23 protein-coding genes are annotated in these 22,675 nt (G+C 45.2%); 17 read left to right on the top strand and 6 right to left on the bottom strand.

The window, feature by feature from the left end:
* Window positions 1-187 precede the first annotated feature (187 nt).
* Window positions 188-979 (bottom strand): SDR family oxidoreductase, encoded by a 792-nt coding sequence (locus tag ACXX53_RS05260; protein ID WP_458567524.1) that lies wholly within the window; start codon window positions 977-979, stop codon window positions 188-190.
* A gap of 184 nt (window positions 980-1,163) precedes the next feature.
* Here ACXX53_RS05260 and ACXX53_RS05255 point away from each other — a divergent pair, with 184 nt between their 5' ends.
* Window positions 1,164-2,312 carry a phosphodiester glycosidase family protein gene (locus ACXX53_RS05255; protein ID WP_458567523.1) on the top strand — a complete coding sequence of 383 codons (1,149 nt, stop codon included), beginning with the start codon at window positions 1,164-1,166 and terminating at the stop codon, window positions 2,310-2,312.
* Between the two features lie 7 nt (window positions 2,313-2,319).
* Here the strand turns inward: ACXX53_RS05255 and ACXX53_RS05250 are convergent, their stop codons facing one another.
* Window positions 2,320-2,511, bottom strand: coding sequence for a hypothetical protein (locus ACXX53_RS05250; protein WP_458567522.1), 192 nt, complete (start codon window positions 2,509-2,511; stop codon window positions 2,320-2,322).
* Window positions 2,512-2,995: 484 nt separating this feature from the next.
* Between ACXX53_RS05250 and ACXX53_RS05245 the strand changes: the two genes are divergently transcribed.
* Window positions 2,996-4,885: an ATP-binding protein gene (locus ACXX53_RS05245; protein ID WP_458567521.1), complete on the top strand. Its 1,890-nt coding sequence runs from the start codon at window positions 2,996-2,998 to the stop codon at window positions 4,883-4,885.
* Between the two features lie 60 nt (window positions 4,886-4,945).
* Here ACXX53_RS05245 and ACXX53_RS05240 read toward each other — a convergent pair whose 3' ends face one another.
* Window positions 4,946-5,191, bottom strand: coding sequence for an NHLP leader peptide family RiPP precursor (locus tag ACXX53_RS05240; RefSeq protein ID WP_458567520.1), 246 nt, complete (start codon window positions 5,189-5,191; stop codon window positions 4,946-4,948).
* 98 nt (window positions 5,192-5,289) lie between these two features.
* A complete protein-coding gene (locus tag ACXX53_RS05235) occupies window positions 5,290-6,222 on the bottom strand; it encodes a hypothetical protein (protein WP_458567519.1) in 933 nt (310 codons plus the stop codon).
* 231 nt (window positions 6,223-6,453) lie between these two features.
* Between ACXX53_RS05235 and ACXX53_RS05230 the strand changes: the two genes are divergently transcribed.
* Window positions 6,454-7,665: an acyltransferase gene (locus tag ACXX53_RS05230; protein WP_458567518.1), complete on the top strand. Its 1,212-nt coding sequence runs from the start codon at window positions 6,454-6,456 to the stop codon at window positions 7,663-7,665.
* A gap of 385 nt (window positions 7,666-8,050) precedes the next feature.
* On the opposite strand, the gene ACXX53_RS05225 is transcribed toward ACXX53_RS05230, so the two are convergent.
* Window positions 8,051-8,605 carry a TetR-like C-terminal domain-containing protein gene (locus tag ACXX53_RS05225; protein ID WP_458567517.1) on the bottom strand — a complete coding sequence of 185 codons (555 nt, stop codon included), beginning with the start codon at window positions 8,603-8,605 and terminating at the stop codon, window positions 8,051-8,053.
* A complete protein-coding gene (locus ACXX53_RS05220; protein WP_458567516.1) occupies window positions 8,589-9,323 on the bottom strand; it encodes an MBL fold metallo-hydrolase in 735 nt (244 codons plus the stop codon). Before ACXX53_RS05220 ends, ACXX53_RS05225 begins: the two co-directional genes overlap by 17 nt.
* Window positions 9,324-9,800: 477 nt before the next feature.
* Here ACXX53_RS05220 and ACXX53_RS05215 point away from each other — a divergent pair, with 477 nt between their 5' ends.
* The 14 genes from ACXX53_RS05215 (at window position 9,801) to ACXX53_RS05150 (ending at window position 22,634) form a co-directional block, all read left to right on the top strand.
* Window positions 9,801-10,826, top strand: coding sequence for a hypothetical protein (locus tag ACXX53_RS05215; RefSeq protein ID WP_458567515.1), 1,026 nt, complete (start codon window positions 9,801-9,803; stop codon window positions 10,824-10,826).
* Between the two features lie 136 nt (window positions 10,827-10,962).
* On the top strand, window positions 10,963-11,847 hold the full coding sequence (locus tag ACXX53_RS05210; RefSeq protein ID WP_458567514.1) for a polyprenyl synthetase family protein: 885 nt from the start codon (window positions 10,963-10,965) through the stop codon (window positions 11,845-11,847).
* A gap of 173 nt (window positions 11,848-12,020) precedes the next feature.
* Window positions 12,021-12,191, top strand: a complete 171-nt coding sequence (locus ACXX53_RS05205; RefSeq protein ID WP_458567513.1) for a hypothetical protein — start codon at window positions 12,021-12,023, stop codon at window positions 12,189-12,191.
* A gap of 39 nt (window positions 12,192-12,230) precedes the next feature.
* Window positions 12,231-14,621: an ATP-binding protein gene (locus tag ACXX53_RS05200; protein WP_458567512.1), complete on the top strand. Its 2,391-nt coding sequence runs from the start codon at window positions 12,231-12,233 to the stop codon at window positions 14,619-14,621.
* The gene (locus tag ACXX53_RS05195; RefSeq protein WP_458567511.1) at window positions 14,599-15,249 is read left to right on the top strand and encodes a response regulator transcription factor; all 651 of its coding nucleotides are present in this window, start codon (window positions 14,599-14,601) and stop codon (window positions 15,247-15,249) included. The genes ACXX53_RS05200 and ACXX53_RS05195 overlap by 23 nt, the downstream gene beginning before the upstream one ends.
* Before the next feature lie 225 nt (window positions 15,250-15,474).
* On the top strand, window positions 15,475-15,888 hold the full coding sequence (locus ACXX53_RS05190; RefSeq protein ID WP_458567510.1) for an O-methyltransferase: 414 nt from the start codon (window positions 15,475-15,477) through the stop codon (window positions 15,886-15,888).
* Window positions 15,889-16,214: 326 nt separating this feature from the next.
* Entirely contained in the window at window positions 16,215-16,346 is a 132-nt protein-coding gene (locus ACXX53_RS05185; RefSeq protein WP_458567509.1) for a hypothetical protein, read from the top strand.
* A 121-nt stretch (window positions 16,347-16,467) separates the two neighbouring features.
* Window positions 16,468-17,511: a glycosyltransferase family 2 protein gene (locus ACXX53_RS05180; RefSeq protein ID WP_458567508.1), complete on the top strand. Its 1,044-nt coding sequence runs from the start codon at window positions 16,468-16,470 to the stop codon at window positions 17,509-17,511.
* Window positions 17,508-17,957: a GtrA family protein gene (locus tag ACXX53_RS05175; protein ID WP_458567507.1), complete on the top strand. Its 450-nt coding sequence runs from the start codon at window positions 17,508-17,510 to the stop codon at window positions 17,955-17,957. The genes ACXX53_RS05180 and ACXX53_RS05175 overlap by 4 nt, the downstream gene beginning before the upstream one ends.
* 14 nt (window positions 17,958-17,971) lie before the next feature.
* The gene (gene wsfD / locus ACXX53_RS05170) at window positions 17,972-19,387 is read left to right on the top strand and encodes a glycan biosynthesis hexose transferase WsfD (protein WP_458567506.1); all 1,416 of its coding nucleotides are present in this window, start codon (window positions 17,972-17,974) and stop codon (window positions 19,385-19,387) included.
* A 71-nt stretch (window positions 19,388-19,458) separates the two neighbouring features.
* Window positions 19,459-20,004: an RNA 2',3'-cyclic phosphodiesterase gene (gene thpR / locus ACXX53_RS05165; RefSeq protein WP_458567505.1), complete on the top strand. Its 546-nt coding sequence runs from the start codon at window positions 19,459-19,461 to the stop codon at window positions 20,002-20,004.
* Between the two features lie 222 nt (window positions 20,005-20,226).
* Complete coding sequence (locus ACXX53_RS05160) at window positions 20,227-20,814, top strand: hypothetical protein (protein WP_458567504.1); 588 nt, start codon at window positions 20,227-20,229, stop codon at window positions 20,812-20,814.
* A gap of 19 nt (window positions 20,815-20,833) precedes the next feature.
* Window positions 20,834-21,286: a MarR family winged helix-turn-helix transcriptional regulator gene (locus ACXX53_RS05155; RefSeq protein ID WP_458567503.1), complete on the top strand. Its 453-nt coding sequence runs from the start codon at window positions 20,834-20,836 to the stop codon at window positions 21,284-21,286.
* A gap of 199 nt (window positions 21,287-21,485) precedes the next feature.
* Entirely contained in the window at window positions 21,486-22,634 is a 1,149-nt protein-coding gene (locus ACXX53_RS05150; RefSeq protein WP_458567502.1) for a PP2C family protein-serine/threonine phosphatase, read from the top strand.
* Window positions 22,635-22,675: the final 41 nt, after the last annotated feature.

Genomic DNA, 22,675 nt, shown 5'->3' with positions numbered 1-22,675 from the left:
CCGTCCGAACGGCCTCGTCACGCTGAAAAACAAGGCTGAGACGTCAAAAAAATGCATCTCAGGTCCAAAATCAGCTCCCGCGAGGGCTGAGATGCAGAAAAATGACGTCTCAGCCATCCCGACGGCCTCGGCAGCAGAAAAAAATGGGGCTTGTCCTCGTACATGACGGACAGCCCCTCTTATCCTTTTATCCTCTAAGCAAAGACTCCGCGCCATCCACATATATCTTCGTGCCCGTTACATGCGATGCATCATCGGATGCGAGGAACAGCATCACATTCGCTACCTGCTCCGGTTCACCCGCACGGCCTTCCAACGGATGGCTCCCTTCCGGGAATTTAATTGGAACCTCTACCTCTTTCAGGTCTGCAGTCGGATGGCTGCTCTCGCCGATATTGGTCTTGATAGCGCCAGGGCAGATCGCGTTGACGCGAATCTTGTACTGCGCTAACTCGAGCGCAGCCATCTTCATGAGCGCAACTTCTCCAGCCTTTGTCGTGGAGTAAACCGAATAGCCAGCACCAGAGAATACGCGGTTGCCGTTGATCGAGCTTGTTATAATAATACTTCCGCCTTTATCTTTGAGGTGGGGAATCGCATACTTGATCGTCGCAAATGTGCCTCGTAAATTCACATTCATCGTCTCATCCCAATCCGCCATCCCCATCGTTTCAATGGGTGCCAGCGTGCCGTTGATGCCAGCATTGGCGAATACGATATCCAATCGCCCCCATTGCTTTACGGTCTGCGCATAGCAAAGTTCAACTTGCTCCGGCATCGCAATATCGCATTCGAATACGATCGCTTCTCCGCCTGCTTGTTCAATCCAGCGCTTCGTTTCCTCCGTATGCTCACGGTCCTTATCCAACAGAGCCACGCGCGCTCCGTGCTTGGCGCACAGCAGAGCAGAGGCCCGCCCGATTCCGGAACCGCCCCCAGTGATGACTGCAACCTTACCAAATAGTCGTTGATCTGACATGTGCAATGCTCCTTTCTAGTACAAGCCTTATCCACGATGACTATAAAATATACAGAAAAAACGAAGATTATAGTGGTTTAAGGGGATTATTGTCGAATCTTGTATTGTTAACTCGATTATTAATATGATAGTATCTTCATATCTTCATATATTATCTAATTAATCAGACTGTGGGGATTGCGAGATGAAGTTAAGAAGAGTGGCAGCGGTTCTTGGGTGCGCTTTGATGATGTCAGGATTGTTTCAGTACTCAACTGTTGAAGCAGCTGCAATGAAGAGCTATGGATATATGGATACGAAGGCTAATCGGACCTTTGTCCCAATCCGATATCTAAGCGAACATCTTAAGTATGAGGTAAAGTGGGATCAGCCTAATCAGCGAGTAACGGTCAGCAACGGGGAACAAGCCGCCACATTCACGGTCGGCAAGAACACGGCGACTGTTAACGATCGTACGATCACGTTGGATGCTGCGCCATTTATTCAAGGGGGAACGACGTATGTTCCCATTCGATTCATTAGCGATGTGATGAAGCTGGACATCAAGTGGGATAATACTGCGTCAGTCATGGAGTTCCAATCTAATGGGAACACCAATAGGCTTCCGATCGTTCCGCTGAATCGTGTCATTCAATCCAATCCGATCGAGCAGAAGCAGCAAACGTTTATGGTCGGTAAGAAACGTATACCCGCAACCATTCTGCAGGTTGATCTGCTTAACCCTAACATCAAACTAGGCATTGCAGTAGCCAACAATCAACCTGGAACAGTTGACTCCCTGAAGGACATGGCCGTTAGCAGCAAAGCGATTGCAGCGATAAACGGCACTTTCTTCAATGCTTATTCCGAGACAAGCTATAAGGCGCCTTACGGCTACATTGTGCAGAATGGCAAAGTCGTGCATAAAAGCTCGGGGGATACTCGATCTGTATTATATTTTGATCGAGCGAATATAGTGGAGATTGTGTCTGGCGCTGATTTTCCACAGCTTATTCGTGATGAGAAGGTGCAGGGAGCTCTGCAAGCGGGTCCGCGGTTAGTGACTAATGGGAATATAACAGTTGATCCTGTAAATGAAGGCTTTAAAGACCCGAAAATATTAACGAACAGCGGAGCGCGCAGTGCTGTTGGAATCACGAAGGATCACAAGCTGATTCTTCTAACCACATCTAGTGCAACTATTCCTGAGTTAGCTCAAGTTATGAAGCAAGCAGGGGCTTATCAAGCAATGAATCTGGATGGAGGGGCATCAAGCTGCCTTTACTATAACGGAAAATATTTGACTGAACCAGGCCGGGAGATCAGCAATGCGCTTCTAATCTACAATCAGTAATTGCAGATTATGCCGGATATAACAAAACAGCGCTATCGTCATGCCAGTTCTTGCGGCACATCGATCGGCGCTGTTCTGCTTTCTTATTCATAACGACTTGGGTCTGGGGTTTACGAATCCATTGTTGTCTGCTGATTTCGGGATTCAGTTTATGCTCGCGTTCACGCTTGCGGCGGTTACGTTGTGCTTTACTGCTCATCTACATGCACCTCCATGGGATTTGATCTTATCATATGCGATCATTACGCTAGTTGCAAGCCGAATGATATATTCAATTAACCATAGAGGCACCTAGTACTTTTGGTTAGTCCAATTTAATATAAGGCTTTTTTTAGAATAATTATAGATATGATCCTTAATCAAGTTATAATAGGGATAGGGCTTGAATGTCATTTCATATCGAATGCTCGGGTTTTTCTAGGATAATGTCGAAATATGGAGTATTTTCTTCTAAAAGTGAATGTGAGGTTATGTGCTTAAATAGGTACAACGATGCATGTTAATCCATCTTATAGGGTGGAAAAAGGCTTGATTCTACAATGGAAACGCATAATTCGTTAGTACGATAATTCACATTCAAAATATATGTTTTTTATTTGAATTTAAGCAGGATAAGACCGTATTTTGTCGAATCTAAACGAATGGAATCATTTACCTAATTTATAGATATATAGGGGTGCTGTATGAGAACTGTTCGTACCTTTTTTTCAATAGGGGTAATTCTGCTCATGTTAGGGCTCATACTGCCCTCGGTCAGTTATGCAGCTGACAGCGATGAGATAAAGATATCTGAGTGGCAGATGCACTGGGAAACGGAGCACCTTTCTTTGTCGGATATTATGGTCAAAGAAGATGGATGGTGGAAGACCGTATCCTCAAATGATGGTGTTCCCGTAAAGCCGGATGGGGTGGCAGGAGTATGGTATCGAATATCAATCCCACCTACGCAATGGGAACAAGCGGGGCTTCTGCTTCCTGTTGTTTATGCTCTAGATGTAAAGGTGTACGCAGATGATAGTCGAACACTTTTTAATTTCTCTAGAGGCTATACGAATGAAGTCAATCAAATCTTAATACCTTTGCAGTCTAAGCCGCAAGGAGAAACGATATTTATTCATTTGGAGTCGCCAAGTGATCGATTAGGAATTAAAGACGCGGGAATCGTTAAAGAATATCAGTCGCTGTTACCGGTCTATGTAGAAAAAGGGCTAGCAGATATATTGATGGGCAGCGCCTTCTTATTTATGGCGTTAGTTATGCTGGTTTGCGGATTGTTACTGCGCAGCATCTATATTCCTAGCTGGCTGTCGCTAGGTGTAGTGATATTGTCAATCGGAGTTCTGATGCTAACGTACTCACCCTTCACCTATACATTTTTCTCTGAGATTGGAAAAGCAGCAACCATAGGCTTTGACATGGCCCTATTAATCTTGTTTCCAGCATTGTGCTTCTACTTTGAAAAAATAATGGAGCTTAAAAAAAGATCCTTTGTCAGCATATTTAGGTGCTGCTTAATCTGGTATTCTCTATTCTGCTTTGCGCTGTTGTTTATTTATTTAGCGGTAGGAGCCAGCTTCTTTAATATATATTACTTCTTTAGTGTCACGATTTACGGATTTATCATTATTGCCGAGTTCGTTATACTGATGTGCTATTCTATCAGGTACGCGCTCAAAGGCAATACGGACGCCATGTTATTTACGAGCGGCTTTGCAATCTTCGCCTTTGTATCCATTGGGGAATTAGTATGGTTTTTTATCCAATCTACAGAATACGAGCTTTGGTTGTGGAAATGGGGAGTGTTAGGCTTTGTACTCTCGTTAATTATCATATTAGGCAGGACGATCGCGCTTAATCATGAACGAGTGATCAGATATTCAAAGGATCTCGAGATGTATAATAATGAGCTGCAGCATGCGGAGAAGATGGAGATGATTAGCGAGCTAGCAGCATCAGTTGCCCATGAAGTACGTAATCCTCTTCAGGTAACACGAGGATTCTTGCAGATCATTGCCAGCAAGGCAGACCCTAAAGAGCGGGATTACCTAGATCTTGCGGTAAACGAGCTGGATCGTGCATCGTCCATCATTACAGACTTCCTGACGTTTGCGAAGCCGGAATTGCAGGATCTTAAGGTATTAAAGATTGCTGAAGAAATGAAGCATATTGAAGGAATTCTGATGCCGCTTGCCAATATGTCAGGAGCTACTATTAACGTCGATGTACCGAGCAGCTTAGCTATTCGAGGGAATTCGTCCAAGTTCAAGCAAGCGTTTATTAATTTAATTAAGAATAGCATTGAAGCTTTGGATGATGCCGGAGAAATCCGGATCTGGGGATATGAGCAAGAGAATCGAGTATATATTCATATTCAGGACAATGGTATTGGCATGACTGAACAGGAATTGAAACGTCTCGGAGAACCTTATTATACGAATAAGATAAAGGGGACAGGATTAGGGCTGATCGTAACTTATCGAATTGTAGAAGTTATGTGCGGCAGACTTCATTTTAATAGTGAAAAGGGTGTCGGTACTGAGGCGGTCATAGACTTTCCCCAAGCTACAGAATAGTATGTTTACTCATAAAGAAGGAGAAGCGACGTGTTCGCTCCTCCTTCTTCTCGTTCACCATTACCATCTGCCTAGCTGCTCATCACTTTCATTCAAGCTCAACACTTGTGCAGGGCTCTGTGGAATAACAAGCCCGAAAGTCGATGAAGTCTCTTCGATGACTACAAGATTGATATCTTCAGGCACGATGATGTTGAATTCATCTTGAAGCGCTGCCTTGGGATCTGACAGAAGCTTCTGCTTAAACGCAGGATCTTCCCAAGCCTTCTGAATAATTTGCTCTTTCAATTGTAGTTTGTTAGTCATGGTTACACCTTCCACATTAGGTATAGATACACCTAAAGTCTACCACGATATTCCAATGTATTCTAGTTAATTTTACCTAAATTGTTACATAATCAGCCTTACCTATATTGGGGTGCGAAATAGAATAAACCTCCATGCATCAACAATTCTTTGGCCTGTTGCAAGCGGGCGGCCTCTGCGCAGATGCTGTCGATCATCGACTGCTGAAATTGAAATAACTCGGGTACCTCAATGCCATATTCTCGTATCGTATACTCGTATACTTTCGCCTGTTCGGCATATCCGTTAAACACATCACGCACGGTAATAGCGTGCCATACCTCATCCTCAGTCATAATGTACTGATCTGGAAGCCCTAGCTCTGACCTTGTCCAAGCGATTAGGCAGTTATAGCTTCCTTCCGCAAGATCGTCCTTCCAGTCTGACCAATCATCCGACATCTGTAGAATCAGAATCGCGCAATCTACTGCAGCAGACATTTTTTCGATCAGATCCAATTTTCCGCCTAGACAGAGAGCGCCTGTACTTGCCAATTTCACAGGGCCAGCCTTATCAGCGATAGCTTGTCGGTTATGGTGAAAGTAATCCGAGCAGGGTTCATTTGACACTGATTCAGCCCAATCCGCGATATATTGTCGATAGCTGCTCCAGAATGGAGAATCTAACGGAAACAACTTCTGATAGGTGTTCAAAAACTGCAGGTAGCACATGTTCGCGAGCGCAAGCTCTTCATGAGATGCGGTTGGCCTTTCATCCATCAGATCGTCTTGAATGAAAAAGTATAGCATAACAAATATGTTCGCTACTGCAAGCTGCCGACAATGCTGCTGAGAGATACCACTAATTTCCTTAATCCAGTAAGGGAGAAGGTAACATATATAATTGTTCGTGCTGTCTTTATGTATCGGATTGAATTTGTGCAAATAAGCGGCTCCTCGTTGATTCAAAGGTGCGGGAAACGTATGAATGTAAGCTTCTGCTTCCGCAAAAATTGTACGTATTTCATCTATATGAGATTGATACCACTGCATACTCGTTTTCTCCATTCTATTGTACTATTTCCAATTCCAACATCTAGCTTAGAGGTGAAAGTCTAGCTAAATAAAATATATAGGATTCCAATAAACTAGTAAATATATGGTATTATCATGTAGAGTCTGGAACTCATTGAAATCGTGATAATTTTATGTAGGACTAATCTCTTTTTCAGCTTTAGAAGATACAATCATCTTTTATTACCTTATGACGAGAGGGGGATTGTTATGGGAACACAAGATGGTGGTCGGCGGATGAGCAAGCCGCGCATCGATGAGATCACGGTTCTGCGGGCGCTCGCCTTCTTCGCCATTGTGCTCCAGCACAGCATAGGAGAGTATATCTATCGTGAAGATATATTGGTACAGGATTCTATTATGCTCGGCATGCTGTATCACTTTACGAGATATGGGACGTTGACCTTTGTATTCCTATCCACTGTTATCTTGTTCTATAATTATGATTCAACTGTAGCCTACAGGCCGTTCTTGAAGCGAAGAGCGCAGGCAGTACTCGTTCCTTATGTCGTATGGACGCTTATCTATGGGCTATGCTCATTGAATACTGAACTCTTAACTGCTGATGGTTGGATCAAACTTCTTCGTCAGTTTATTGATCCGACATATGGATATCACATGTGGTTTATCTTAATGATATTTCAGCTGTATCTGGTGTTTCCGCTGCTGGCTCGCTGGGTGGAGAGGTGCCATGCGTGGGCTAAACGGCGTTTTGGCGAAGATTTGCGCAAGCCGTTGATCGTGCTGATGATCGGCTTAGGAGGCTTATACGCGCTGCTGATGGATTGGTCCTATCGACTTGCGCCGCATCTGTATGAGCATCTGAATCCTGTGGGAAAGGGGCTCTTATCACACCGTACGATGTTTGTCGGCATGTATTTCTTCTATATCGCGATGGGTATCGTATGTTCCCTCTATCTAAAAGAGTGGCGGCAAGGTGTGAAGAAGTTCGCAGGCTGGAGCTTAGCTGTGTTCGTGGTCGGGTATATCTACATCGGATATCGTCTCTTGGAAGGCGGAGTGGAGCCGATTAACTTGAACATATCGACTTATCTTAAGCCTTCACTCTTCATCGTGATTACCGCGCAGATGCTCTTCATGTATGCCGCAGCCTTATATATATTGGAGCAAGGCGGCTGGCTGGCAAGAACGCTGCAGAAGATCGGGACCTATTCATTCGGAGGATATCTAGTTCATGCGCTGGTCCTGTCCTTCTTCGCGTTCTGGACACGAGGCATACCGCTCGAAGGGTATCATCTTCTAGCGGCTGTGCTGACTTGGATAGTCGTGGCGTCAATATCGATCTGCATCTCTTGGGCGCTGGACAAGCTGCCGTTTGGCATATGGTTGACCGGTCCTATGGGACGCAAGAAGACCGTAAAGCCTGATGCGGCTGTGAACGCTTCTGGGGTCGCTTCTTAAACAGGAATATCGAGATAAAGGGGCTGTCCCAAAAGTCATTTTTCTCATTTTTTTTGGGACAACCCTTCTTTGTTTCTACATCAATACAAAACCGCTTACCAAGTCGATGAGACTGGATCAGCGGTTTTTTGTCCGATAGCACATATGGTGACAGTAAGGTCGTATGACCCGCGTTTGAACGGACACAGGGGCCGCTATTTCATGATTTCGGGGTGTTTTTTGAGGGCTTGCGGACACAGATGACGCTATTTGCTTCAAAACTAACTCTAAACTGCCTATTAGGGTCAAATAACGGCTCTACGGTCCGCTAGTATGGCGAATTAGTAGTGTTTGCCGCAAATAGCGGCTCGTGTGTCCGCTCCCAGCCCCATTTAATAAGCCTATATTAGCTGCGAATTCCCCTAATATAAGCTGACATGATGGCGGAGAGGGATTCACTTCGGTCGATCGACATATTGAATTGCTGCTTGATCTCAAGTGCAGCGAAGCCATGTACGATGCTGCGCAAGCCTCGGACCGCGTGAATTTTGTCGTCGCCCTCGAGCTGGTAGGGCTCCATCACCCTTAATATGAGATCAACAATCTTATCTCCAATGATATGGATATCCGGATCAAGCGGATCTGGAGCGCTTAATGACGCTTCATATAGACCGGGATGCTGGCGGGCGAAGTTGAAGTAAGCCAGTGCTACAGCATGAACAGCTTCATCGCCTGCACGGCCAAGCGCGGCATCCACCATCTCTTCCAACAGCTTGCCTAACGCGTATATGGCAAGCTGTTTGCGCAGCTCAGGCAAGCCGTTAACATGGTTATATAGAGAAGGCGTACGGATCTGGAGCTGCTTCGCTACTGCGGCGAGCGAGACTTGCTCATAGCCTTCTTCATCTGCTAGCTTTGCCGCAATTGCTACTATGACGCTTTGATCAATTTTTTGTCGCATGCTTCATCCTCTTCTCTAGGTCGTGTTCGGCCTGAATAATAGCCTTCTCCATTAATCCTTCCGGTCTTTCCTGCATAATACCATGTCCAACAGCTAAGAGTGAAGGCCGATAACGGATCAAGCGCTTCGCACTGGCGATAGCTGTCTCGTAATGCCAAGTGGCGAGAGCAGGGAAGGGAAATGACCAGTTCTTATAACCTGACACCGCAATTCCTCCTCGTATCTGGAATGCATCACCTGCGATAAGCGCGCGGTTGCGGGTATCAAGGAAAGCGAAAGAGCCTGGTGTATGCCCTGGAGCCTGAATAGCTTCCAATGACCCGATTCGCTCGCCATGGGAGATAAGACGGTCGGCTTTCGCCATATCGACCTTCGGAACTCCTCCTCGAATCGGAGTCTCAGGCTCTCCAGGCAACAGCGTCGTATCACCGCGAAGCAAGCGTGCATCTCGCTCGGAGATGATGACTTCCACATGCGGAAGCTCTTGCTTGAGCTTTGACAGCGCTCCTATATGATCGCTGTGCGCATGTGTAAGTACGATACGTCCGATTGGCTTGCCTATCCGGGCAGCCGCTCGGATAATGCCCTTCCAGCTATAAGGAAGGGCTGCATCTATCAAGGTTAGATCCGATTCTTCTTCTACGAGATAACAATTTACAGGGAATAGGTTAGGCATAAACGATAATTGTGTTACATATCCGGCTTTAGTCATTCGCATTGAACTGTCCCTCCATCAAACTAATCATAATAGTATATTAACTAATGATATTAGTTTTGTAAAGGGATTATTTGCGGAACTCCGCAGACCGCAAAAAGTTTGTGGGAATTACGGTACAACATATCGGTGAAAGCTGAAGCAGACTAAGGTATGATGCAATTAAGACAAGGTTGCAGTTTACGTCAGTGAAACTTCCCTCAATAAACCGAAGCGATTAGCCTCCCCCCTTATTTGCTTCATTATTGAGTCAATATCCTCTGATTAGATCACGATGTTGTGTGCAGCCTCCTTCCCCCATGCGCGCAGCATCGTCTTTGTTATATAAGGGCGAATGTTGGATGTATAGGGGAATATAGCTGTTTACAAACAAGTTAGTTAATTAGTTAGTTAGCGATAACAGTTTTTGTAAGATAGATTGTCAAACTAGATGGTTAACATAGATTGTTCAAATCAAATTAGAAGTAAAGAGGGGTGAGTATGATGTGGAAAGCGATCCATATCGCTTATTATGATGATGAGCATGACAGGCTGTTGCTGGACGGTATTAAACCAGTCATAAGCCAACTGCAGCATGATGGTTCCATTCTTCGAGCGTATTCCTTTCGGATATGGAATCCAGCCCCGACTATGGTCGTTCATATCGAAACGGAGCACGAGGCTTCCTTTCAAAAGGCTTTCGAATTTTTCAAACTGAAGGTCGGGAACTATCTTCGAGCGTTTCCTTCAAAGCGTATACTTTCCAAGCAGGAACAGCGGGTATTAGCTAATCGTTGGGGAACAGCAGCAGAAGATTGCTCAGAAATTCATCAAAATAATAGCATAACCCTCAGCAAACTCACGCTGCCTCATGGGCTGCATGAAGATCATGTACTGTTTGAAATGCTTCATAGCTTTTATGCCTATACGTACGAAATCATAATTCATGAAGTAGATCGCTGTCGAGAGAATAGTCTGACTCGCTGCTATCGATTAATACGTATGATGGCCTTGTACGGAGGATATGATCTGCAAAACTCGTTGTTATCAGGTTACACCTCTCCTCGTAGAAGGGTCGAAAGCTACCTGCAGAGCTTAAGAGAGCGTGAGTTTGTAAAAAAGCAATTTGAAGATGCAAATGACCAGTATGGATTGACGATAGACAGCGCACTGTATGATCTCCATGCGCATATGAATATAGATGGACAGTATGAAGGCGATGATAAGCTGCTGCGATTGTGGAGCTCTGCTCGTTACGAATTATTTAGAGCGATTAGCACTTTGGTCGAAAAAGGATTAATACCGAAGAAGGACTCGCAATTAGGGTTATTCTGCGCTCAATCTACGGCCTATCAGATCATGAATACGAGTATGCAGGCGCTTATGCCATTGTTCCAATTAGATCTGAGACAGCAGCATATGATGGAATATTTATTGATCCGCAGCTTGGAACGAATGGATAGTGTGTTGGAACAACGTAAATATTTTCATGTTCCGCGCTACAACGTCGTTTCGGCGTTAGTATGAGCCGCTTGGCGGTCTTATGAATATAGCTCTCTCCCTAGGCTTTCGTCGCATCGTTTCTACCAGGAACGAAGCTGGCGGTTGCCTTTTTTTTCTGTGATCATATACTATTAGGTTAAGACAGAATGGGGAGGATGTGATGAAACTGACCGCGAATGCGTTGGAACTGCACATGAGAGAAGCTATTGATCGATACTTTTCGGTTGATGCGATGCGGCAGTATGCACATACATATGTAGACGACAAGTTGAAGGAAGCCTTTCACTTCGGCAATTTGTGCTTGTTCCATTATGAGATGTTTGATGGTGAACCGAATGAAGACATCCACAGAGTGGCTGCCGCGCTGGAGCTTCTTATTCTAAGCTCGGACATATTAGACGATATTCAAGATCAAGACGCTCCTTCGAAGCCGTGGATGCAGACGCCTGCACCGCTAGCTTTAAATGTCGCCTTTAGCCTGCTGATGCTAGGTCAGCAGCTTATGCAGGAGGCTCAATTCGAATCGAGCCGTCTTAAGCTGGCTGTTGAAACGGTGAATCGAAATGTATTACGTTCACTCAATGGGCAGATGCGCGACTTGATGAATGATGCTTCCAATACCGATGATTATATGGACATGGTGAATCTTAAGTCAGCGTCGCTTGTCGTGATGTCATGCATGGTTGGAGTTATACTGGCTGATGGCAAGTGGAATGAAAATGTGGAGAGCTACGCACGCGACATGGGCATGATGGCGCAGTTAACGAATGATTTGCGTGACTGCTTGAGATCGGACGAGAAGTCGGATGTTATGGCGGACAAGCACACATTGCCTATGCTCTATAACAAGGAAGAACTGTCAAGCTTGGCGAATCTGGATCCGGCTGAGCGACTGCAGCTATTTCAAGAGAATGGAACTATACTTTATATGCAAGTCTTGATTAAAACTCACTATTACGGCTGCATGGACCATTTTGATTTGCTTCCGCAGGCTCATGAATGGAAAGCTCGATTTGAGACGTTTTTTGAGAGTATAGGTATCTAAAATATGAGGTGACAATAGGCATTTCGACCGTTTTTTCCAAAGAACGCAAAATAATTGTGGAATTCCGCAATGGTCATTGCGTTTGATGTAATATACTATCTTGATAGAGTATAGTTACAACATGTACTATACTTTAGGTTGAACAATAATACGCTGAAGCGGAGGAGATTTCAATGTTGAAAGAAGCAATTCAATCGTTGTTGAAAGACCGCAATATGATGGAGTCCTTTATGCAAGGTCGTTTGCAGTTAGAAGGAGTACCGCAAATGCAGCAGCTCGCATTGAAGAATTCATTGGTTAATAAGGAAGCGAAGGACAACTACTCCTTTGTACCTTGGATCTAAGACAATAAGAGTAATGTTAAGGGAGGAATAACAATCTTTATGGGATATAAGTCACAGATCAAAGCCTCCCTTTTTATTACTCTCTTGTGCTGTTTAATCGTTTATTTTTTTTACATAACAGTAGCGATTCCGCATCTAGGTATCATTGTAGCTCCGGACGAAGACGGCAACTATGTTGTCGAGGTTGCTGATCCGGCTGGTCGAGCGGATAACGCAGGAATTACGCAGGGCGATATCGTTCTTCTAATTGACGGCAAGCCTGTGCAGGATAATTATTCTGTACGCAATTTTGGGGCGGTTGAACAAGCGAAGGAGATCACCATTAGGCAACCAGATGGTACTGTCACTACGGTCAGCTTTGATTGGAATTGGACGAGGAATATTTCGAGCGATGAGTTAGTATTTCAGTTCATTGTTCCGGCGATGTTCCTGCTCGTGTTTGTGTCGATGTCTATCTTCTTGTATCGCAAAGGGAAGAGAGACCGTGAAACGTTAACGCTTATCATGTTCTTTCTAACAGTAGGACTTACCTACTATAGCTCTACTGCTTCTTATCGAAGCGATCCTTTGGGGAAGATTACGTTATTCGTGTTGCTTCCGATGATTCCTTACATATTCATGCATTTCATGAACATTTATCTGAAGCGATTCAATGTTCAGTTCATTAATATAAGATTCTTTTACGCAATGATGGGTTTGAATTTACTGATAGGGTTCATATATTCTATCTTCATCTTAATAGATTATACTATTCCAGACTTTACTTATAAGTATAGGGTCTTAATGTCGACCCTAATATTCATCGGGTATTCAATATGCCTAATCAGCTTGGTCAAGGTGTACATGAATTATCGTAAGACACGACTTAACGCCTTATTCAAGATTATGCTGGCAGCGCATATTGCAGCGTTCACTCCGTTTGTAACGATGAATCTGCTGCCACTTATGATTCTGAATGTTGAATTGCTTCCTTCAACCTTCACGACATTATTTATTTTTGCGCTGCCCTTTAGCTATATGTACTTATTTACATCGAATACATTGTTTGATATAGACTTTATATTTACGAGATTCAAGTACTATACTTTGCTTGCCCTAGTGCCCGCTGTTGGGGTCATGTTCTTTTTAACGATTATTGAAACTGTAAACTATGATAAGACCTGGGTGAAGTGGTTTCAGGTATTTTTTGTCATATATGCCGGAATGGCTGTGTTTCTGTACTTTAAGGAAATGATTGATCATCGTTTTAGACCGAAGCTGCTGAAGCAGATGTACAGCTTTCAGGACAGCATTGATCGTTTATCTTCTCGGATGACAAGAGTGATGAAGCGGAGCGATCTAGAAGAAGTGCTTAAGCAAGAGGTTGGCACGATGATACCGCTCAGCACATTAGGCTTCCTGCGCATAGACATTGGAGCAGGGACGATAAATTCAAATGACGGCTTCACCTTGCTTCCGGAGACTGCCCAGGCTCTGCTGCGAATGGCGGACACTTTCCAGGTCTCGTGTATGTACACACTGGAAGATGGGCTGGTATCAGTAGTCGGCAAGCACAAAGAGGGCTTCCATGTGATGTGGATAAGCGCGAAGAGCAACCAAACCCATTTTAACGTGGATGAGCTTCGATGGTTAAAGACGATTACGCATTACACAAGCATCGTTCAAGAGAATCTATACTTGATTGAGAATCTGCTGGTTGATCTGGAATCGGAGATGAGCAAGGAAAAAAGTACAACGCCGTGGGTACTGCGTCTGCTGTTCTGTCTATCTGAGAATGAACGCCGCAGACTGGCGTCAGATCTGCATGATTCTGCGCTGCAGGATCAATTGCTATGGTTTCGTAGACTTGAATCGGCCATGATAGATTATAAGATGTCGAGTGAGCTGCTCGATGAGCTGGGACATGTAAGAGAAGGACTGCTGGATGTCATTTACCAGATTCGTGAAACGTGCAATGAACTTCGGCCTCCGCTGCTTAAAGAGTTAGGATTAATCGAAGCGCTTGAATCGCTAATTGAGCATATCCAATTGCAGGTCAACTTTGCCGTTCGCTTTCAGTCGCAACCGTTGAAATCTGCTCTGAATGAGGAACAGCTTACTTCCATCTATCGGATCATTCAGGAGCTGTTGCGCAATACGGCCAAGCACGCTCGAGCTAATCTGGTATTCATTGACTTGCGGCAGGAAGGCAACCACATCTATGTGAGCTACAAGGATGATGGAATCGGGATGGATCTCGTAAAGCTGACATCATCGTTCAGCCATATGGGCTTGTCTGGTGTCAAGGAACGAGTCTCCAGCTTGGAAGGCGAGATCGAATTCTATTCAGAAGTCGGAAGCGGCTTCGAAGTGAAGATGGTCATCCCCGTAGTATGGACGCAAGGCCGAGGAGAAAGGGACGATAACGTTGATTCGTATCTTATTAGTTGATGATCACCCTTCTGTTGGTGAAGGTACTAAGACCATGATAGAGCAAGATCCTAACATGAGCGTCAAGGTTGTGCTCTCAGCTGTTGACGCACTGGAAATCGTTAATGAAGAGTGCTTTGATATTATAATGTGTGACTTGAATATGCCGACGATTAGCGGATTGGAGCTGACGAGACGGCTCATTCAAGAGAATCCAGAACGGCGTGTTATTATCTATACAGGCTACGAGATAAGCTCACACTTCAACCTGCTCATGGAATCTGGAGCCTCAGGCTTTATATCCAAGACGGTATCGCGGGAGCAGCTGCATAATGCCATTCATTGTGCGATGAGGGGGGAAGCGACCGTCCCAATCTCTCTATTGAAACAGCTTCGTCGAAGTGAAGTGAAGATTAAGCGTGGTCCTAACGCAATCGAAGAAACATCGATTAATGAACGAGAGCAGGAGATCCTGCAGGAAGTAGCGGATGGCAAGAGTAACCGCGATATCGCGACTAAGATGCATATGAGCCAACGAACCGTCGAATACAACCTGACTCGAATCTTCGAGAAATTAGGTGTGCGATCTCGTTCGGAGGCCATTGTAGAGGCGAAGCAGCTTGGATTAGTGCGAATGGAATCATTTTAGGCGCTGGATCATTTACATCTATAGAAAATATATTGTGATGAGACATAAGACCGTCAGGCTGCCAGCTTGACGGTCTTTTTCATATGGTCGATCAATGTCGCAATAGATAATTATTCCTGGATGTACTGTAAAATATTGTTGTAAAAAGAAAATTTTAATCTTATAATAGGGTTTAAGAACTAGTCAATAATATCCAACTAGTTTACTGATGAAAGGAGAGCGTCTATGGCAAGATTGAATGAAATGAGCCTGACTAGACAACTAAGCCTAGTATTTGAGAAGCTAGAGACTGAATTGGTAGGTTTGACAGGAGGAACACTGGTTGTCTGTATCCGCAATGATGAGATTGGCAAGTTTGGTGTCAAGCATGACGCGATGGAGAGCCGCGACGGTGTATTAGTTCCGCTACGCTGCGGTTTGCAGAAACGACATGTTACATCTTTTCGATTAATGGCTATGGAAGCACTTAAACGGAAGAAGCATTGGACTCACGGCGAGATCGTATTTGACTTTACACTGAAGCAAGATACGCTGCTCGTCAGCACATGGTTTGAAACGAACTACAACATGGCCAACCTTCTAGGTAAACCTTCGATACACGACATGCACACATCTTCACGTATATTAACTTCTTACTAACCTCATTTTATACTCCGCCCATATATCGATATTACAGCTACGCATCGCACTTCATGCACCTGTCCCAATAGACATTTCGACCCCTTACCCCAGATCCTATCGAATTGATATGAAATTGTGAGCCTCCTCCAATCCATTTCCAACAAGCATATCCTACATATTAACTTTGACTAATCGTACACGGGCATCATTTACAAGGGAGAGGGATTCATCTGAATAGTATATGCAGACTCATGCATGGGTAATGATGCTGTGTATGCTGAATAGGCTCTAAAGCTGGGTTCTGAGATCGCTAAAAGGGATTGGACACTTGTATATGGCGGATCGTGAATCAGTCACTTATACATATGATTCGGCAAGCTGCAGATGCAGGCATTGCACAAGAGTGTCACCAGCAGTTGAACGTTGTTGAATCGGAAGCATCTAATAAACGTAAGAGAAGACCATGTGTCGGTTAGTTGTGCCGATCATGGTTTTCTTTTTGCCTTCTCATGTTATAGAAATACAAGTTTTAGGTCTATAACTGTAACAGGAGTTTCATCATGATATGCCACTATTCAGACGAAAGAGGAGTTAGGGATGCTTCATCACGATCATTCAGACAGCACTAGATCTCATGTCTCGCGTGATATTCGGCCGATTCTGTATATCACGGTTCCTTGCTATAACGAACAGGAAGTAATAACGATTACGGTAAGAACGCTAAGTGATATGCTGCAATCCATGATTGAGGAAGGACTGATATCAGGACGCAGCAAACTGCTCTTCGTAGATGACGGAAGCCGTGACTCGACATGGCTGCTTATCGCTCTTGAGAGCGCTCGAAATCCATTGGTCACAGGCCTTAAGCTGACACGCAATGCAGGACATCAAAAAGCGCTGCTAGCAGGGCTGATGTATGCTCGCAGCTTCTCCGATTGTGTTGTATCCATGGATGCCGATCTTCAGGACGATGTAGATGCCGTGCGACAATTTGTTCTGCATTATCTTGAAGGAGATGACATCGTTTATGGTGTCCGGCGAGATCGCTCACGAGATACCTGGTTTAAACGCAAGAGTGCGGAGCAGTTCTATAAGCTGATGCAGAGGATGGGAGTGCCGCTTGTATACAATCATGCGGATTATCGCTTAATGAGCAAGCGTGCACTGGACCAGCTGGCTGAGTATCGCGAAGTGAATATGTTTCTGCGAGGAGTTGTGCCGCTGCTGGGTCTGAGAACGAGCGAAGTCAGCTATGACCGCAAGGAGCGAGCGGCGGGCCAGACCAAGTACCCGATGCGAAAGATGCTGTCATTTGCCTGGGAAGGTGTTACTTCGTTCAGCATCAGGCCGATGAGGATCGTAACCGTATGCGGAGTACTCGGACTTGGGGCAAGCTTGATAGCCACTATGTATGCAATTCTGTCCAAATGGTCAGGTCACACGGTATCCGGATGGACTTCTATCATGGTGTCTTTATGGTTTATTAGCAGTGTGCAATTACTTGCCGTGGGTGTCATCGGAGAGTATGTCGGCAAGGTTTATAACGAAGTCAAGCGGAGACCGTTGTATCAGATCGATGAGATCCTTCACGAGTCATCAACGGTGGAATGGTATGGGAAAGAAGCGGGAGGAGAAAGATGATGTGGCTGCGTTATGGGCTGGTTGGGGTGTGCAATTCCCTTGTCGGCTTGGGACTCGTGGCGATATTGATGCATGTTCTTCATTGGACTCACGGTGCTGCTGCCTTCTGCGGCAATGCCGTGGGCATTCTGTTCAGCTATGCGATGAATCGATCCTTTACTTTTAAATCACAGGTGAATCCGGGTGCTGGCCTTCTGCGATTTATAGGTGTGAGCTTGATCTGTTATGCATTCGCATATGTCGTCTTGCATCAGCCCATTAGCAGTGTGATCAGTTCATGGCTTCCTGTAGAGAAGCGAGTATGGCTGGAGGATGCCACCGTGTTGGCGGAGGCTGTGATCTATACGATTACATCATTTCTTCTGCATCGAATATATACCTTCCATAAGCAGGGCGAGCCATCAAGCGAACCAACGGTAGTAGAAGGACATGCTGAGTTAAAATAAAGGAGGGGCAGCATATGCTTCGAGAACGTATCGTGCCTGCTATATCGATACTGACAGGTGTGATGATTCTGTCCGTCATATTGCTGCTGCCGCCATACATCGGCATGGCTGACAATGGAGACTTCGCGCGAATACTTTCGAGCGGGGGCATCTCGGTCTTGAATGATTCATTTTCCTATGAGGAGAAGTACTTCGGGTATGCGTACAGTCAATATGAATACGCTCCGTTTGGAATAGACTATGCTTCCTCACAAGCAATCGTGATATTTACCGCAGGACTGTTGGCTCGGCTCTGGAATCGTAATCTGTTCGATATGCATGTGTTGGGTACGATCTACAGCTTCCTTCTGCTGCTTGTGCTCTACTTATTCGTCGGAGCGGTAGGACGCAAGCGGCCGTGGCTGCAAATTACACTTGCGGCTTCCATTCTATTTGTATTCTTCGATATTGGCTACACGGCATATTTTCAATCCTTCTATGGAGAGCCTGTCTCGCTGCTATCTCTGCTAATGGCAACAGCTTGCGCCATTCTGTTGGCGATTCGGAAGAAGCCGTCTCTATGGCTGTTAGCTGCTTTCCTGATCAGTTCATGGATGCTCACGACCTCTAAGCTTCAAAATGCGGTAATAGGTCTGGCATTTGCAGTATATCTAGTGCGACTGTATACCAAGTATAATCATGATAGACGATGGAAACGAATGATTATCGGCGGCGTGACAGGCTTGCTGCTATCTTCTGCCCTGATGTATGGCTTCGCGCCGAAAGAGCTTAAGGATATCAATCTGTACCAGACGATATTTTATGGCATATTGAAAGACTCTCCTCATCCCGAGCATGATCTGCAGGAGCTGGGCCTCCCTACTGACTATAAGGTGCTGGCGGGTACACATTACTTTATGAAGGATGTGCCGATCAAGCAGGATTCACCGGAACTAACTCGAGATCTATACTCCCGTCTGGGTCACAGCGATGTTGTGAAATATTATGCGACCCATCCTGCTCGCATCGTGGACAAGCTGCAGGCGGCAGCCAAGAATGCCGCAACGATACGACCCTACTACTTAGGAAACTATGAGAAAAGGGAAGGGAAGCAACGGGGAGCGATGTCGTTTACTTACAGCACTTGGAGCGAAGGCAAGAAGAAGTGGCTGCCGGATACACTTCTATTCTATGTGGTGGCTTACACGATATTTGGATTGCTGATCGGGTATGAATGGCGAAGAGGGCGCGTTAAGCGTCATATCCTTGAGATCATCCTTCTTCTAATTATCATTAGTTTATTGGCTATCGCCATTCCGCTAGTCGGCGACGGTGAAGCGGATCTGGGAAAGCATTTGTTTCTGTTTAATGCGACGTTTGATATGCTGCTGATCTCATTTGCAGTATGGGTCGTGTTTGCGATAAGATTCAAGTTTTTTTCTAAGGTGTGAATAGGCTCCTAGTAGTTGCAAATTAATTAGTTATAAGATTGTATTTCAATGAAGAAGGAGGCTTGTTTATGATGTCTGATTGGCGGGTATTTATCGCTCTTCCGCTTCCAGATGAAGCTAAGGAGTGGATAAGGCACCAGGTCGAGGAGCATTTACCATATGCAGACCGTGCCTTTAAACGTTTGTCTGATCATCGGGACTATCATATCACGGTTCAATTTCTAGGGGATGTGAAGCAGGAACAATTGAATGCGGCGGTAAAGGACCAGACAGCATTCTCTCTTCGGCTCGGGACATGGGACATTTTCGGACGCAGCCTTTCACCGCGTGTGCTGTGGATGGGAGTAGAGGGAGAGCTTGCTCGACTCCATGAAATGCAGAGGTATGTGCTGAAGCAGATGAGTACGATCGGGTTCATACCGGAAGATAGACCGTATCATCCGCACATTACAACTGCCCGGCAATATACAGGCAGCGCCGCCTTTGATCTGCAGGCTGTTCGGCAAGCGCTGACGGAAGCACCTCCGAGTTGGTCGGCGGATCAAATTGTTCTGTATCGCACCCGCTTAGGGGAGAGGCCGATGTATGAAGTTATTGGAAAGGTCATGTTCCAATAACATACCATGCATCTGCTAATTGGGTGTGTGAGAAAAAAAGGTATAATTTACATTCTTGTTCAACCTGCTGTGCAGTTATACAATAGAACAGGTTTAAAATGTATACCACTCCACAATAGATGCTATTCTCAAGTGATATACCTTATTGAATGTAATCAGCTAGTATCATGATGAATACTTACATAAGCAAGGCTAAATCGGACATGTAAAGGAGGAGACTGCATGAGCCGAAGATCGCGTAAAAGATGGATTCGTGCTGTGATCGTAATCGTTGTACTCATTCTCATATTGGTGGTTGGTCTGTGTGTATATGTAAGGCCGAGTGAGCCAATTGGATTTGCAGAGCCTATACAAGTGCCGCTTCATGATCGGATCGAAGAAATAATTGAACGTCATGCCATCGAATTCACCATCTCTGAAGCAGAGATGAATGGATATGCTTCTGAAAAGGTACGGTCGCTGCTTGCTACGAATGCGAAAGTAAGTCGCTGGAATATAACCGGCATGCATATAGAATTAGAACCCAATCAGGTGTTGACACGTTTGCAGGTTGAGCCGGGATGGGGGATAAGCGCTGAGATCAATGTAGATGCAAGCCTGACCTGGGATGCAGCTGCACAGCAGATTAAAGTTGTGCCGACAGCCTTTCGCCTTAAGGATATACCACTTCCGGTCCAATGGCTGCCGATTCCCGGAGGCGTTCTGACGATCCCCTTGAGACCAGTGCTGCCTGATTGGGTTTACGTGACGGATTTACAGATGCAAGATGAGAAATGGATTGTGAGGCTGGGATTGAGAGTACTTCAATAAATAAAGAGGAGAGAACGCATTGCCTAATAAACAAGAACTTCACCAATTACAAATGATATTCCGCACTATCATGCGACGTATGCGCAAAGTATGGAGTGAGCAAACTGAGCTCGGTCTGAATCCGACTCAGTTTAGCGTGCTGGAGAAGCTTCACACCGAGGGGCCGCTGAAGGTTACTGAAGTTGCGAAGCTGCTCTGCTTAACAGCAGGAGCGGTAACAGGTATTACGGACAAGCTGATCGAGTTAGGATATGTTGAGCGTCGCAGAGACGAGGTTGACCGCAGAACGGTATATCTGGAAATGACTGAGCTTGGCAAACAAGCTTACAATGAAACCATAGAGCAGCGTGCAGAACTATTTGAGCGTTTCTTCGACCAAGTAGAAGATGAGCAGGTTCGACAGTTTCTGCTTGTATGCAATCAAGTCAATGATAATTTAGATAGTATGGTATCGGATTGCGCGGATGCGTAGTCGGACGATGCAGATCACAAGCGCGCCCGCTTTAGGACGCGCTTGTTTTTATTTGCTTAGAATGCTTGCAGGCGTGGCTTATTAAATTCAATCACTTGTATGTGAAAAAAGATACGATGTGTCATATTATTGCTAGATCAACTTTTGCTATAGTGAACATATACGAAAGTAAACACCTGACAAAGGAGAGGTATTACCGTTGAACATTCTGGTGGTCGATGATAACCCGACTAATGTCATGCTCATACGCGAAATATTGCGAAAAGCGGAATATCCCGGCGTCTTGACTGCTTCGTCAGCAAGAGAGATGTATAGGATGCTGGGAATAACCAGCACGGGAGAGTGCGCTGTAAAGGCGAATGAGCTGGATGTTGATTTAATCTTGCTTGATATGATGATGCCTGAGATTGACGGTCTAGACGCGTGCCGTGATCTGCAGCGATACTCTCAATTGCGGGATATTCCGATTATTATGGTAACGGCGATCAGTGATCCAATTATATTAGCGAAAGCGTTGGATGCAGGCGCAGTCGATTATGTGACGAAGCCGATCAATCGCATTGAATTGCTGGCCCGTATACGCCTGGCGCTTCGATTCAAGCAGGAGAAGGACTGGCACAAAGAGCGTGATCGCCATATACGTGAGGAATTGCGATTAGCGGCGAGTGTGCAGGCATCCGTCCTGACTGAGCCTTATGAAGATGAACATATAAAGATCCGTGCCGTATATCAGCCCTCTGAAGAACTGGCAGGAGACCTATACGCTTGGTTCCAATTAGAAGATCATAAGTATGGTATCTTTATAATGGACATGATGGGCCACGGTGTTTCTTCAGCATTATTAAGTATGTTTATTGCTTCTGCGCTGCGAGATTCGGTGTTCAATGAGAGAAGTCCGGATCGTGTCTTGCAGGATCTGAACAGTAAGTTTCAGTATATTCATCTGAACGATACGTTTATGACGTATTACATGACGGCCATCTATGCTGTTGTGGATACGGAAAATAACACGATCTGTTATGCCAATGCCGGCCATCCTCCCGGAATCGTGATGATGGATGACGGAGAAGTTGTCCGCTTAGATTCTACGGGGTATCCTGTAGGGATGTTTCCGCAATTAGCGATTGAAGCTCGTACGATCACCTGTTCAACGAATTATCGATTAGGGCTGTATACAGATGGGTTATTAGAAGCGGTTGAAGGAGAGCTGGACCAAGCGGTAGCACTGTTGTCAGCCTACATTAAGCAAGAAACCTCCGTTGATTCGCAAGCTTGGCAGGAGTTATTTCGCAGACCGAGCGCGCGTGAAGACGACATCTGTTTAGTTTGGGCGCAAGTTAGCGTATAGATAGGATGTATCGAATGAAATGCGGTCCTTTGTCGGAATAT

Source organism: Paenibacillus marinisediminis (assembly GCF_054343325.1).
Note: the sequence above shows the minus strand (reverse complement) of the source record. Positions and strands in the feature narration are given on the sequence as shown.